Raw genomic sequence first — 13,677 nt, 5'->3', positions numbered from 1 at the left:
GGCGGTGAGGCTAGCCGGTGGAGCCGGTTGGCTACCCTCGCCACATGCGCTTCGTGACGTGGTTGCTGACCTATGCCGCCGGGCTGGCCGTGGCCGCCTGGCTCCTCGACGGGATCTTCTTCGACGGCCCCGCCAACGGGCAGGCCGAGATCCAGGAGAAGATCGTCCCGCTGTTCGTCGTGGCGTTGATCCTCGGACTGGTCTCGACCTTCATCGAGCCGGTCATCAAGCTGATTTCGCTGCCGTTCATCATCCTCACGCTCGGCTTCCTGCTGCTCGTGATCAACGCGCTGATGCTGATGCTCACCGCCCGGCTGGCCGACGCCTTCGACCTCGGCTTCCACGTCGACGGCTTCTGGAACGCCCTGCTCGGCGCGATCATCGTCACCGTCGTCGGCTGGGGCGTCCGGACGGCGCTGCCCTCCCGGGACTGATGCCGGTGCCGCACCTCCCTCCCCACCTTCCGCCGCCCCGCACGCCGGGGAGCTATCGCATCGCCCTGGTCTGCCTCGGCAACATCTGCCGCTCCCCCACCGCCCACGTCGTCCTCGAGCACCGGCTCGCCGACGCCGGCCTCGACGACCGGGTCGAGGTCGCCTCGTCCGGCACCGGCGGCTGGCACGTCGGCAACCCGATGGACGAGCGCGCCGCCGCGACCCTGACGACCGCGGGCTACGACCCGACCCGGCACCGGGCACGGCAGTACGACACGACGTGGCCCGAGGCGTACGACCTGGTGCTCGTGATGGACGAGGCCAACCTCGCCGACGTCGGTGGGCGCACGGAGCGGATCGGGATGTTCCGCGACCTCGATCCGATCGATCCCGGTGGCGAGGTGCCCGACCCGTACTACGGTGGGACCGACGGCTTCGAGGAGGTGCTGGCGATGGTCGAGCGCACGAGTGACGCGATCGTGCACGCCCTCCCCGACACCCTGGAACCACCGGCCCGGGACCACGCCTGATGGCTCGTCAGCCACTGGCGGCCAAGCGCGCCGAGGAGCTCCTCGGGGCGTCCGTCGTCGCGACCTCACCCGTCGCCGGCGGCGACATCGCGACCGCGACCCGGCTGCGCCTCTCGTCCGGGCAGACGGCGCTGATGAAGACGCTGCCGCACGCGCCCGAGGGATTCTTCGAGGCCGAGGCGGCCGGCCTGCGCTGGCTGTCCGCGGTGGAGGACGGCGTACCGGTCCCCGAGGTGCTCGCGGCTGCGAGCGACTGCGTGATCCTCGCGTGGGTCGAGCAGGGCTCGAAGACCCCGGCCGAGGCGGCCGCGACGTTCGGCCAGCAGCTGGCCCGCACCCATGCCGCCGGCGCCGACGAGTGGGGCCTCGACCACGACGGCTTCATCGGCCGGCTGCCGCTGCCCAACAAGACCGCGGGGTCGTGGGCGGAGTTCTACGCCGTGCGTCGGCTGCTGCCCTACCTCAAGCTGGCGCGCGACCGCGGCTCGATCACCGACGGTGACGCCGCCGTCGTCGAGTCGGTCGTCGGGCGGCTCACCGAGCTGGTCCCCGAGGAGCAGCCCGCGCGTCTGCACGGCGACCTCTGGAACGGCAACTGCCTCTGGGGCCAGGACCTCGCCATCCACGTCATCGACCCGGCGGCCTACGGCGGGCACCGCGAGGTCGACCTGGCGATGCTCCACCTCTTCGGGCTCACCCACCTGCCGCGGGTGGTGGCGGCGTACGACGAGACGCACCCGCTCGCCGACGGCTGGGAGGACCGGTTGGGCCTGCACCAGCTCTTCCCGCTCCTCGTGCACGCCTGCATGTTCGGCGGGAGCTACGGGGCGCGCGCCGGGGCGATCGCGGCGCGCTACGTCTGACCCACCAACGGGTCGAGTGCGCACGCGGCAGCAGTCTCCACACGGCTCCGCACTCGACTTCTCAGGACGACCTCAGGAGCCAGTGGCATCCTGTGCACCGTGACGGACACCAAGCCCCGCGTGCTGGTCGTCGACGACGACCGCGCGGTGCGTGACTCGTTGCGCCGGTCGCTGGAGTTCAACGGCTACGACGTCGTGCTCGCCGCCGACGGCGCCGAGGGCCTGGTGGCCGTGGGTGCCCAGCACCCGGACGTCGTGGTGATCGACGTGATGATGCCGCGGCTCGACGGGATCGAGACCACGCGGGCGCTGCGGGCCGCCGGCAACGACGTACCGATCCTCGTCCTCACCGCGCGCGACGCCGTCGGCGACCGGGTCGAGGGCCTCGATGCCGGGGCCGACGACTACCTCACCAAGCCCTTCGCGCTCGAGGAGCTGCTCGCCCGGTTGCGCGCGCTGCTGCGCCGCATCGTCCCGGACGCCGAGGGCGACGGAGAGGTGCTGTCCTTCGCCGACCTCACGATGGACGTGTCGAGCCGCGACGTGGCGCGTGGCGGGCGGCCGATCGAGCTCACCCGCACCGAGTTCACCCTGCTCGAGATGTTCCTGCGCCGACCCCGCCGGGTGCTGGACCGGTCGTTCATCCTCGAGGAGGTGTGGGGCTACGACTTCCCGACGAGCGCGAACTCGCTCGAGGTCTACGTCGGCTACCTGCGCCGCAAGACCGAGGCGGAGGGCGAGCCGCGGTTGATCCAGACGGTGCGCGGCGTCGGTTACGTGCTGAAGGAAGCATGAATCCCGAGGAAGCCCTCGCCCAGGGGCGGTGGCACTACCGCCGCTCGCTGGCGTCGCGCGTCGCGGTCCTCACCACCGTGGCGCTCGGGGTGTCGATCGCGATCCTGTCGCTGACGGCGTACGTCGTGATGCGCCAGCAGCTCATCAGCTCGCTCGACCAGTCGTTGCTCAACCGCGCCCACAAGGCCACCAGCGACACCACCCTGTCCGCGATCGCGGCCGGCGACGTGCCCTTGTGGGTGCTCGGCGCCGCGGACGTGCGGATCATCCTGATCAACTCCGAGGGCCGCGGGATGTCCGGCACGGCCATCCCGACGTTCACGCTGGGCGCGCCGGAGTACACCGTCGTCACGGGGCAGCGCGAGTCGGTGGTGCGCACGCTCGTCACCGAGGAGGGCGAGCGCTACCGGGTCGCGACGGTCCGCGCCGGGAGCGGCCAGGCGCTGATCCTCGCTCAGCCCCTGACCGAGACCGACCGCACGCTGGGCAAGCTCGGGGGCGTCCTGTTCGTCTTCGGCGCGCTCGGCGTGCTGGCGGCGATGCTCGCGGGGTGGCTCGTGGCCCGCAACGGACTGCGACCCGTACGCCGCCTCACCCAGACCGTCGAGCGGATCGCCGAGACCGAGGACCTCGCGCCCCTCCGGGTCGAGGGCGACGACGAGGTCGCACGGCTCGCCACGGCGTTCAACCAGATGCTGCTGGCGCTCGGCGCCTCCCGCGACCGGCAGCGGCGGCTGGTGGCCGACGCGAGCCACGAGCTGCGTACGCCCCTCACCTCGCTGCGCACCAACCTCGACCTGCTCCGCCAGGCCGAGGGCAACATCGCTCTCCCCGCGGAGGCACGGCTCGAGCTGCTCGACGACGTGCGCGGCCAGATCGAGGAGCTCAGCGCGCTCGTGGGTGACCTCGTCGAGCTGGCCCGCGACGAGCCGATGACCCACGTCGTCGCGCAGGTCGACCTGGCCGACGTGGTGGACCGGGCCGTGACGCGCGTACGCCGTCGCGCCCAGGGCATCTCCTTCGACATCGCGACCGAGCCGTGGGTGGTGGTCGGCGACTCGAGCAGCCTCGAGCGTGCGGTGACCAACCTGCTCGACAACGCGGCGAAGTGGAGCCCTTCCAACGGCACCGTCACGGTCCGGCTCTCCGAGGGTGCCCTCGTCGTCGACGACCAGGGCACCGGCGTCGCCGAGTCCGACCGTCCCCACATCTTCGAGCGGTTCTTCCGGTCCGACGAGTCGCGCGCGATGCCCGGTTCCGGGCTCGGCCTGGCCATCGTGCGGCAGGTCGTCGACCGGCACGGTGGCCGGATCGACGTGGCCGAGTCGCCGGAGGGCGGGGCTCGCTTCGTGCTGTGGCTGCCGGGGGTCGAGGCGCGCTCACTCGAAGACGCGTAGCAGCCGCTCGGCCTTCCACTCCGACTCGGCCCACTCCTCGTCGACGTCGGAGCGCACGGTGATCCCGCCGCCCGTCCCGACGCGCCACGTGCCGCTGCCGTCGGTCGTGAGCGAGCGGATGACGACCCCGAGGTCGGCCGGGCCGTCGCCGCTGATCCAGCCGAAGGCGCCGGCGTACACCCCGCGCGGCGACGACTCGACCTCGCCGATGATCTCCATCGTGCGGAGCTTGGGTGCCCCCGTCATCGAGCCCGCGGGGAAGAGCGCGCGCAGCGCACCGACGGTCGTGACGTCGTCGCGCAGCCGGCCGCGCACGGTCGACACCAGCTGGTGCACCGAGGCATAGCTCTCGACCTGCATCAGCGCCGGCACCTCGACCGATCCGACCTCGCACACCATCGACAGGTCGTTGCGGAGCAGGTCGACGATCATCAGGTTCTCGGCGCGGGTCTTGGGGTCCGTGGCCAGCCGCTCCCTCAGGGCGTCGTCGTCCTCGGGCGTCGCGCCGCGCGGTGTCGTGCCCTTGATCGGCTTGGTCTCGAGGTGCCGGTCGGGCGTCACCAGGGCGTACCTCTCCGGCGAGCTCGACAGCAGCCACCCCCGCGCGCCGTCGACGTCGTGCTGGAGGAACCCGCTGTACGGCGCGGGGTTGAGCTCGCGCAGCCGGAGGTACGCCGTCACCGGGTCGAGGTCGTCGGTGATGGTCAGCCGGTGGGTGAGGTTGACCTCGTAGGAGTTGCCCGCGTGGAGGTGCTCCTGGACGCGCGTGAAGGCGTTGGCGTACGGCTCGGGGGTGGGACTTGTCAGGCTCTCGCTGAACTTGTCCGGCCGTGCACGGGCCGACATGTTCAGCGATCCCCGGTCAGCCGGGGATTCCGAAGGAGGGTGCTCGAACACCCGCACCGCCGTCGGCCGCATCCAGATCGCGTCGGGCAGGAGCGGATCGGGTGCGGCGGGGAGGTCGGGGCGCGAGGCGTAGCCGAGGTAGCCGAACCACTGCTCGCCGGCGCGCATGCGCGCCTCGAGGACGGTGAAGATGTCGTCGCCCACGACCGTCGACGTGCCGCCGACGTGGAGGAGCACCTCGCGCCGGGAAGCCGACCACGACAGCGACTCGTTGTGGTCCGCGAGCCACCCGATGATCGACCGGCGGCCCGACCACTCGCGCGCACCGCCGCCGTCGAGCCAGAAGCACCGCTGGTGCTGGGCAGCGACGTCGAGGAAGAACGCGGTGGCGTCATCAGTCATCGCAGGAAGTTCCCCACGAGTTCCGCGCCGTGCTCCGACAGGATCGACTCGGGGTGGAACTGCACGCCCTCGAGCGGCAGTTCGCGGTGCCGCACGCCCATCACCACGCCGTCCTCGCTCCACGCCGTCGCGACGAGCGACGGAGGCAGGGCGATCGCGCCGAGCGAGTGGTAGCGCACGGCGGCGAAGTCCTGCGGCAGCCCGGCGAACACCCCGTCGCCGTCGTGGTGGATCGACGCGACGTCGCCGTGCGACGGCTGCAGGCGCGAGACCTGGCCGTCGTACGTCGTCACCAGGCCCTGCATCCCGAGGCAGACCCCGAGCACCGGGCGGGACGCGTCGAGCAGGACCGCGGTCCCCACCGCGAAGTCGGACGGGACGGCCGGATGGCCCGGCCCCGGCGACAGCACGACGTGGGAGTGGCGCAGCACGTCCTCCGGCGCCACCTCGTCGTGCTGGACGACGCGCGGCAGCACGCCGGTCACCGCGGCGACGAGGTGCACCAGGTTCCACGTGTAGGAGTCGTGGTGGTCGACCACGATCACGTCCGGCGTCACGCGCCAGACAGTAGTGCTACCGGCGCACGGCGCGACACGCCTCCGACACCGGCTGCGCACCCGTCTCCCGGCACTGGTCGAAGGCGGCCAGCCTCGCCATCAGCAGGTCGATCTCGGGTTGGCGCTTCTTGCTGGTGAAGGTGTTGCGCTTCTCCCACCGGTCCTGGCGATAGCTGTAGTACTCGTAGCCCCACGACGTCCGCTTGCGCCGCGGGTCGAGGTCGAGCCGCACCAGCAGCGCGAGGCGGCTGCGCACCGCGGTGAAGGACGGGATCCGGTCCAGCTCCGAGCCGCTGAAGGCGGCGTCGGGGTCGCCGCCGGTGAGCGTCTGCTGCGTGTGCTCGAGGAAGGCGTACGACTGCCGCACCAGCCCCGGCTGCGCGAAGGTCGGCGCCAGCGACAGCCCGCTGCGGTAGGGCGCCGGCGGGAGGCCGGCGAGCTCCTCGAAGGTCGGGGCGAGGTCGATGTTGCTGGTGACCTCCTTGCGCTGTCCGGGCACCACGCCCGGCCCGGTGACGAGGAGCGGCACCCGCACGTCGGTGTCGTACGCCGTCCCCTTGCCGCGCGCGAGCCCGTTCTGCCCGAGGTGGAAGCCGTTGTCGGAGGTCAGCACAACGTAGGTGTCGGGGCCGACCGTCCGGAGGATCTTCGAGATCAGCCGGTCGGCAGACTGCGACATCCGCGCGCGGTCGCGCAGGTCGCGGACGGCGACGGCCTTCGACAGCGGGGCGCCGGTGTTCCACGCGCGCGCCTTTTTCCCGGACGCGGTGCGCGGCCGGTTGTCCGACGTGTCGTCACCGAAGCCCGGCAGGTCAGCGGCGGTCAGCTTGGCGCACGCCACCCGCCCGCAGCTCCGGGCACCCTCGCGATCGCGGAACATCGGCGGGAAGAGCGGGTCTCCGGGGTAGTGCCCCTTCGGGTTGGTGCGGTTGTGCGGCGCGTAGAGCGACACCTCGAGGAAGTACGGCGCCTCGGCGGCCTCGTTGGCGGCGAGGAAGTCCATCGCCAGGTCGCCGGTCACCGTGCCGGCGTACGCCTCGTCCTTGGCGCTGTTGCTCGCGCTCGCCGGCGGCGCGTCGTGCTGGACCAGCCGCATCCGGCCGTCGACGACCGACGTGCTGGCGAAGTCCCAGCCGTCGTAGGCCGATCCGAAGACCGTGTTGAAGGTCGACCAGCCGGGCACCACCGGAGGCAGCTCGCGGCCCGGCGACCACTCGTACTCGTTGAGGAACTTGCCGACGAACCCGGTCGTGTAGCCCGACTCCTGGAGCCGCACGTTGATGGCGCGCTCGGGGTTGCCGTTCGCCGCGTAGGCCGCCCAGCCGCCGAGCATCGACCGGCCCGCGTTGCTCGTGTTGGTGAGGACGCCGGTCTGGTGGGGGTACTGGCCCGTGAAGAAGCTCGACCGCGACACGCAGCACAGCGAGTCGGTGACGAAGGAGTGCGGGTACGACGCCCCCGTGCGACGCATCGTCTGCACCGACCGCATCGTCTGGGCGAGGTCCATCGAGAAGTCGTCGAGCATCACCACGACGATGTTGGGCCGGGCGTCCGGCGCTGCGGGCGCCGCCCCTGCCGGCGTCGGTCCGGCCGCGGTCCCGAAGGCCGCTGCGCCGGCGACGAGCGCCGCGATGCAGAGGCTCGACCATGCTCGTCGTGCTCGTCCGAAGTGCTGCACGTGTCCCCCGTGGTGGTCCCGAACCGATGTCCAGTCGGTGACCCTACGTCGCCTGCGTCTCCGACCTCAGCAGGTCACGCACCGAGGCGTGGAGCAGGTCGTAGCCGTTCTCGGTGAGGATCGACTCGGCGTGGAACTGGATGCCGCGGTAGTGCGGGCCGATCACGGCGTGGATGTCACCGGTGGCCTCGTCCGCCTCGACGCGCACACCCTCGGGCAGGGCGCCTCTGTCGGGCACCCGGCCGACGAAGGTGTTGTAGAACCCGACCCGCTCGGTGCGGCCGTCGAGCTGCACCGGCGACTGCGTGCCCTGGAAGACCACGTCCTTGTAGTCGAGGTCGAGGCCGAGCCGCTGGCACAGCGTCTGGTGGCCGAGGCAGACCGCGAGGAAGGGCTGGCCGGAGGCGAGCAGGTCGTCGACGGCCCGGCGGAAGGCCGCGATCTTCGGGTGGTCGCCCTCGCGCGGGTCGCCCGGCCCGGGCCCGACGATGACCAGGTCGGCTCCGTCGAAGGCCCCGGTCGCGTAGTCCTCGTGGCGGACCACCCGTGCCGTCATGCCGAAGACGCCGAGCACGTGGACGAGCATGTTCACGAAGTCGTCCTCGCCGTGCAGGATCACCACCGACCTGCCGGCCAGCGACGGGTCCGGGGGCTCGCCGGCCTGATCGGTCAGCCAGAAGCGGGAGAGCCGCTGGTTGCGCGTCCCCAGGGCCAGTACGACGTCCTCGTCCCGCGCGAGCTCGGCGATGTCCGTCCCGTCGGAGGTCGCTGCCGGCGCCAGCCCGAAGGCGCTGAGGATCCCCCCGGCCTTGGCCCGGGTCTCGGCCACCTCGTAGGCGGCGTCGGAGTCGCGCACCAGGGTCGCGCCCGCGGTCACCTTGAGCTCGCCGGTCGGCGAGACGTCGGCGGTGCGGATGAGGATCGGGCTGTCCATCGTCGGGGTGCCGTCGGGCGATCGGCCGAACAGCGCGAGCGCGGCGCCGTAGTAGCCACGGCCCTCGGGCTCGTAGTCGGCGATCAGCCGGCAGGCGTTCTCGACAGGGGCGCCCGTCACCGTCGCGGCGTACATCGTGTCGCGCAGGATCTCGCGGTGGTCGCGGTCGGAGCGCCCGGCGAGGAGGTACTCGGTGTGGATCAGGTGCGTCATCGGCTTGAGGAACGGCCCGAGCACCTGGCCACCCTCGTGGCAGATGTCGCACATCATCTTGAGCTCTTCGTCGACGACCATGAAGAGCTCGAAGACCTCCTTCTCGTCGGCGAGGAACTCGAGCAGGTTCGCCTTGAGGTCGTCGCCGTGGCCCGCGACGCGGAACGTCCCGGAGATCGGGTTCATCCGGACGTCGCCGGAGCGCACCGACACGTGCCGCTCGGGGCTCGCACCGATCAGGAACCGGTCGCCGGTGAAGAAGCAGAAGGTCCAGTACGCCCCGCGCTCGCGCTCCATCAGCCGACGCAGCACCGTCAGCGCCTTGGTCGCGTCCCAGTCGGCGAGGACGGCGCGGTAGTGGCGGCCGATCACGAGGTTGGCGCCCTCGCCCTGGCCGATCTCGTCGCGGATGATCGACTCGACGACCTTGCCGTAGTCGTCGTCGGACGTCGCGAAGCCGCCGCGGTCGGCGAGCTCGACGGGCACGTCGGGCAGTGCGGCGAGCAGCTCGTCGACCGACACCTCGTGCTCGGCCTCGATGTCGACGACCGTCAGCGGGGCCCCGTCGTCGATCGCCGCGAAGCCGCGCTCGCGCACCTGCCGGAACGGCACCGCGACCAGCCGGTCGGCGCTGCGACCCGGCTCAGGGGCGCCGGTCGCCAGCGGGATGTCGAGCAGGCTCGCGACCTCGTGGGGCGTGCCGCCGACCAGACCTGCCGTCGGTGCCGCCTTGCGCCGGATGACCGCCCACGCGCCGTACCCCTGGATCTGCTCCAGGAGGTCGGCGACGGTGGGGGTCGAAGTCATGGCCGAAACCCTACGGCGGCACGGAGGGCCGGCCGGCCGGCGTCTCAGTCCAACTGAGTCGCGATCCACTCCTGCAGACCCGCGACACCGTCGCGCAGGCTCACCCGCGGCTGCCAGTCGAGGGACCGCAGGGTGTCCTCGACCGTGCAGGAGGCGTGCCGGACGTCGCCGTCGCGGTACTGGCCGGTGACGTGCGGCTCCGGCGCCGAGTGGTAGCGGGCGATCTCGCGGGCCAGGTCGCCGATCGTGGTGCGTACGCCGCTGCCGACGTCGACCGTCCGCATGTGGTCGGCCGGCTGGTGCGCGATCGCGGCGACGAGCGCGCTGACGACGTCGTCGATGTAGACGAAGTCGCGGGTGATGTCGCCGTCCTCGTAGAGCGGGATCGACTCGCCCTCGCGGGCCAGCCGCGAGAAGAGCGAGACGATGCCCGTGTAGGGGTTGGACAGCGACTGGCGCGGGCCGTAGACGTTCTGCAGGCGCAGCACCGAGAGGCGGGTGTCGTGCGAACCGGTCCACGCGGACAGGATCTGCTCCTGCGCGAGCTTGGTCGCGCCGTAGACGTTGATCGGGTTCGGGTGCGTGCCGGCCACGGTGTTGGGCACGTGGGCGGCGCCGTCGCCGTGGTCCCACTGCCCCGCCTCGAGCTGCGCATGCGTGCGCAGGCCGGGCTGGAAGGTCGAGCCGTCGGCGTTGCGCCACACGCCCTCGCCGTAGACCGCGCGCGAGCTGGTGAGCACGAAGTGGCCGGGCACGTGGCCGGCCCGGGTGAGGGAGTCGAGCAGCTGGGTGGTGCCGACGACGTTGACCATGCCGTGGCGGGTGCTCTCCGAGAGCGACTGCGCGGTGCCCGTCTCCGCGGCCAGGTGGACGACGGTGTCGGGACGCAGGTCGGCGACGACGGCGTCGAGGTCGTCGGCGCTGGTGACGTCACCGATGCGCAGGTCGACGGAGTCAGGCAGGTCGGCCGGGGGCTGCGAACCCGGGTGCACCTGGGGGTGCAGGTTGTCGAGCACGACCCACTGCTCGGCGGAGTCGGCGAGCTGCCGCGCGAGGGTCGTACCGATGAAGCCGGCGCCACCCGTGACGAGGACTCGACCACCTGCTTGATTCAGCCGCGATGAGGACATGGCCCACACCCTAGGAGTCGAGGGGCGAAACCCGGATGTCGAGGCGGCGTGGCGCTGACAGACTCCCGTCCATGAGCCAGGGGTCGCGGTCACACCTGCGCGGCCTGCTCGAGGTCGGCGCTGCCAGCGTCCTGTGGGGCACCGGCGGGCTGGCCGTGCAGCTGATCCGCGAGCACGAGGCGCTCTCGCCCGTCACGATCAGTGCCTGGCGGATGGCGATCGCGGCCGCGGTGCTGCTGGTCGCACTCGTCGCGCTGCGGCGCGGTGGCGAGCTCGTCGATCTCGCCCGCCGGCACCCGCGCCAGCTGCTCGTGGTCGGCGCCGGCACGGCGGCCTACCAAGGTTTCTACTTCGTCTCCGTCACCCAGGTCGGCGTCGCCGTCTCGACGGTCGTCAGCCTCGGGCTCGCGCCCGTGCTGCTCACCGTCCTCGAGTCGGCACGGGACCGCCGCGCGCCGGCGCCGTCCCGGCTCGGCGTGCTGGGCGCGGCCCTCGTCGGGCTCGTGCTCGTCAGCGTCGCCGGGCACGCGTCGTCGACCGGCCCCGACCCGGTGGCCGGAGTGCTGCTCGCGGTCGCGTCCGGGACGACGTACGCCCTCACGACCGTGGCGGGCGGATCGGTCAGTCGTACGTCGTCGCCGCTGGTGCTGACGAGCGGCATGACCCTCGTCGGGGCGGCCGTCCTCCTGCCCTGCCTGGCCGTCGTCGACGGGCCGCGCGTCACCACCGACGTGGTGGCGCTGGCGTGGTTGGTCTACCTCGGTGCGCTGACGATGGCGCTGGCCTACGTCCTGCTCTACTCCGGGCTGCGCGTCGTCGCGCCGAGCACCGCGGTGACCGCCAGCCTGGTCGAACCGGTGACCGCTGCGGTGGTCGCGGCGGTGGTGCTCGGGGAGGCGCTCGGCCCGGTCGCCGTCGTGGGGATCGTGCTCGTGCTCGGCGCCGTTGCCGGCCTCGGCCGACCTGCCGCTGCCGCCGGGCCGGTGCTGCCGGACGCGCGCCTGCGCTGACACCCGCGCGGTCGGTCGGCTACGACGCGCTGCGCACCAGGCGTACGCCGGTCGCGATCAGCCACACGAGCCAGGCGGCGTACCCCGGCATCCCCACGAACAGGAGCGACGAGCCGTCCGCGATCGGCAGGCAGGCCGTCCCCGCGACGACCAGCAGTCCTCCCCCGGCCAGGCCGAGCCACCGCTGCCACGGCGCCGTCAGCCCGCCCGCGTGGGTGGCCAGCGCGACGGCGACGAAGGTGGTGCCGAGCGCCGGCATCACCAGCGCGAAGGCGCCCGCGTGCATCTGCCAGACGAGCTCGAGGAGCGGGGTCGGTTCAGTCAATCCGTCCGCGGCCAGGACGACGCCGATCCAGAGGACGGCGTAGAGCGCGAAGACCGCCGAGAGGACCGCGCCCGCGGCCACGGCGAGCCGCGACCAGGCTGCTCCCGCTCCCCCGCGTCGCTCGACGAGCCCGACCATGCAGACGAGGAGACCGAGCAGCAGGGGCAGGTTCAGCGCCTCGAGGCCGACCGCGATCGCGACCGCGCTCCGGTGGTCCGCGTGGAAGGCGAGCACCTCGGTCATCGGGTCCGCGTAGCTCGGTGCTCCGACCCAGATCACCACGGCGTTCTGGACCGCCAGCGAGGCCGCCAGTGCGAGCGCCAGAGCGCCCGCGATCTGCTCGTCGCGCGCCACCCGGACGTCCGGCAGGGTCGTCGTGCTCATCTCGTTGCTCCTTCGCCGCGGTCGGACGACCGCGTGCCTCCACGGTCGCCGACGCGGACGTCGGGCGGATCGTCCTCGGAGCCCGATCTCGACCGGCCGGATGACCGGTCTGCGGCTCGTACTTCCGGCCGATTCAGACGCGGGGCAGCGCGCTCTGGCGGGTCATCCGGAACATCAGCGGAGGGACGGGGCGCGTGGCAGGATCCGCGCATGATCCGACGTACTGGCCAGCAGGTCGACGACCCGACTCCGTCGACGGCGGCCTTCGCGCTTGTTCCTGGCGTCGTCCTGACCTTCCTGGGGGCGTGGACCCTCGCCGAAGCAGAGCTCCCCCTGCTCCTAGGACTGGCGCTCCTCGTCGTGGGGGTCGCGTTCCTGCTGACCGGCGCGATCGCCAAGGGCGTCGCCTGGGGCCTCGACCTCCACATCACGGGTGAGAGCTGAGGCGGCGTGAGGGTCAGTAGTCCTCCATCACTCCCCACGGCACCGGCACGACGTACCACTCGTCGGCGTCCAGGACCGACGGCGTCGCGCGGACGCCGGTGACCTTCTCGCTCATCGCTTGGGCGACCGCCGCCCAGTCGGCGATCTCGACCATCGGGCCCTCCGGGTCGGACCACGCGAGCCTCGCGAGGTCACGCACCTCGGCGGGGATGTCGTCGAGGCTGTCGACGAACGCGTACTCGAACGCGTCGAACACGATCTCGCCGTCACGCGCGTAGCCGAAGCGCGTCATCGCCTCGATGTTGTCCGTGGCCACTGCGCTGACCGCGCCACCCTCGGACAACGCCGCCAGGAGCCGCTTGGGAGGGTCCGCGAAGCCGGTGTCCTCCCAGGCGACGACACCGTCGCCCACCTGCAGGAAGGCGTACGCCGAATGGTCGAAGTCGACCTCGGCGTCGAGCTGCTTCGCGGCCAACGGCTGCGCGCCGGGACCGAGCAGCCGCTCCTTGGCCTCGGCCACCGTCAATGGAGCGGCGACGATCCAGGTGCCCTCGTCCATGCGGTCGGCGCCCTTGGCGTGCAGGTAGTGGTCGGCGAGCGCCGCGTCCTCGGCCGAGAGGGCAGCCAGGTTGGCGTCGAGCTCGGTCCGGTCGAGCTCGGGCGGCTCGTAGGTCGGAGCCGGCGTCCCGGTCGGCGTCTCGGGTGACGTCTCGGTCGCCGTCCCGGACGGGGACGGCTGCCCGGCGGCACCTGAGGAGTCCTGCTCGCCGCAGGCAGCCGCTCCGAGCACGCCGAGCAACAGCACCACGGCGTACCCCAGCCGTCCCCCTGAACGCATGACCTCAGTGTCGTCGACGCAGTGCGGCCGCGGAAGAGAGGTGGACGGAGCTGCTGCGAGCACGTCCGAGCATGGCCATGCCCCCGCCAT

Annotated in this window: 14 protein-coding genes; 7 read left to right on the top strand and 7 right to left on the bottom strand. The window is 72.2% G+C overall.

Annotated features, from left to right (window positions below):
• Nucleotides 1-44: 44 nt before the first annotated feature.
• The 5 genes from EUA06_RS16120 to EUA06_RS16100 all read left to right on the top strand — a co-directional run bounded on the left by EUA06_RS16120 (nucleotide 45) and on the right by EUA06_RS16100 (nucleotide 4,019).
• Nucleotides 45-434: a phage holin family protein gene (locus EUA06_RS16120; RefSeq protein ID WP_129477625.1), complete on the top strand. Its 390-nt coding sequence runs from the start codon at nucleotides 45-47 to the stop codon at nucleotides 432-434.
• A 5-nt stretch (nucleotides 435-439) separates the two neighbouring features.
• Nucleotides 440-964, top strand: coding sequence for a low molecular weight protein-tyrosine-phosphatase (locus EUA06_RS16115; RefSeq protein WP_242498192.1), 525 nt, complete (start codon nucleotides 440-442; stop codon nucleotides 962-964).
• Nucleotides 964-1,827: a fructosamine kinase family protein gene (locus EUA06_RS16110; RefSeq protein WP_129477622.1), complete on the top strand. Its 864-nt coding sequence runs from the start codon at nucleotides 964-966 to the stop codon at nucleotides 1,825-1,827. The genes EUA06_RS16115 and EUA06_RS16110 overlap by 1 nt, the downstream gene beginning before the upstream one ends.
• A 99-nt stretch (nucleotides 1,828-1,926) precedes the next feature.
• A complete protein-coding gene (locus EUA06_RS16105; protein WP_129477620.1) occupies nucleotides 1,927-2,622 on the top strand; it encodes a response regulator transcription factor in 696 nt (231 codons plus the stop codon).
• A complete protein-coding gene (locus EUA06_RS16100; protein WP_129477618.1) occupies nucleotides 2,619-4,019 on the top strand; it encodes a sensor histidine kinase in 1,401 nt (466 codons plus the stop codon). Before EUA06_RS16105 ends, EUA06_RS16100 begins: the two co-directional genes overlap by 4 nt.
• Here EUA06_RS16100 and pabB read toward each other — a convergent pair.
• The 5 genes from pabB to EUA06_RS16075 are packed head-to-tail and all read right to left on the bottom strand — an operon-like array spanning nucleotide 4,002 to nucleotide 10,586.
• On the bottom strand, nucleotides 4,002-5,267 hold the full coding sequence (gene pabB, locus EUA06_RS16095) for an aminodeoxychorismate synthase component I (RefSeq protein WP_129477616.1): 1,266 nt from the start codon (nucleotides 5,265-5,267) through the stop codon (nucleotides 4,002-4,004). The genes EUA06_RS16100 and pabB overlap by 18 nt on opposite strands.
• Nucleotides 5,264-5,824, bottom strand: a complete 561-nt coding sequence (locus tag EUA06_RS16090) for an anthranilate synthase component II (RefSeq protein ID WP_129477614.1) — start codon at nucleotides 5,822-5,824, stop codon at nucleotides 5,264-5,266. Before EUA06_RS16090 ends, pabB begins: the two co-directional genes overlap by 4 nt.
• A 16-nt stretch (nucleotides 5,825-5,840) precedes the next feature.
• A complete protein-coding gene (locus tag EUA06_RS16085) occupies nucleotides 5,841-7,502 on the bottom strand; it encodes a sulfatase-like hydrolase/transferase (protein WP_129477612.1) in 1,662 nt (553 codons plus the stop codon).
• A gap of 43 nt (nucleotides 7,503-7,545) precedes the next feature.
• The gene (locus tag EUA06_RS16080) at nucleotides 7,546-9,456 is read right to left on the bottom strand and encodes an anthranilate synthase family protein (RefSeq protein WP_129477610.1); all 1,911 of its coding nucleotides are present in this window, start codon (nucleotides 9,454-9,456) and stop codon (nucleotides 7,546-7,548) included.
• A 44-nt stretch (nucleotides 9,457-9,500) separates the two neighbouring features.
• Nucleotides 9,501-10,586 carry an NAD-dependent epimerase/dehydratase family protein gene (locus EUA06_RS16075; protein ID WP_129477608.1) on the bottom strand — a complete coding sequence of 362 codons (1,086 nt, stop codon included), beginning with the start codon at nucleotides 10,584-10,586 and terminating at the stop codon, nucleotides 9,501-9,503.
• A 71-nt stretch (nucleotides 10,587-10,657) separates the two neighbouring features.
• Here EUA06_RS16075 and EUA06_RS16070 point away from each other — a divergent pair, with 71 nt between their 5' ends.
• Entirely contained in the window at nucleotides 10,658-11,596 is a 939-nt protein-coding gene (locus tag EUA06_RS16070) for a DMT family transporter (protein ID WP_129477606.1), read from the top strand.
• 19 nt (nucleotides 11,597-11,615) lie between these two features.
• On the opposite strand, the gene EUA06_RS16065 is transcribed toward EUA06_RS16070, so the two are convergent.
• Nucleotides 11,616-12,305 carry a hypothetical protein gene (locus EUA06_RS16065; RefSeq protein WP_129477605.1) on the bottom strand — a complete coding sequence of 230 codons (690 nt, stop codon included), beginning with the start codon at nucleotides 12,303-12,305 and terminating at the stop codon, nucleotides 11,616-11,618.
• A gap of 210 nt (nucleotides 12,306-12,515) precedes the next feature.
• Between EUA06_RS16065 and EUA06_RS16060 the strand changes: the two genes are divergently transcribed.
• The gene (locus EUA06_RS16060) at nucleotides 12,516-12,749 is read left to right on the top strand and encodes a hypothetical protein (protein ID WP_129477603.1); all 234 of its coding nucleotides are present in this window, start codon (nucleotides 12,516-12,518) and stop codon (nucleotides 12,747-12,749) included.
• A gap of 13 nt (nucleotides 12,750-12,762) precedes the next feature.
• Here EUA06_RS16060 and EUA06_RS16055 read toward each other — a convergent pair whose 3' ends face one another.
• A complete protein-coding gene (locus EUA06_RS16055) occupies nucleotides 12,763-13,587 on the bottom strand; it encodes a DUF6461 domain-containing protein (RefSeq protein ID WP_129477602.1) in 825 nt (274 codons plus the stop codon).
• Nucleotides 13,588-13,677 lie beyond the last annotated feature (90 nt).

Source organism: Nocardioides glacieisoli (assembly GCF_004137245.1).
GTDB lineage: Bacteria > Actinomycetota > Actinomycetes > Propionibacteriales > Nocardioidaceae > Nocardioides > Nocardioides glacieisoli.
Note: the sequence above shows the minus strand (reverse complement) of the source record. Positions and strands in the feature narration are given on the sequence as shown.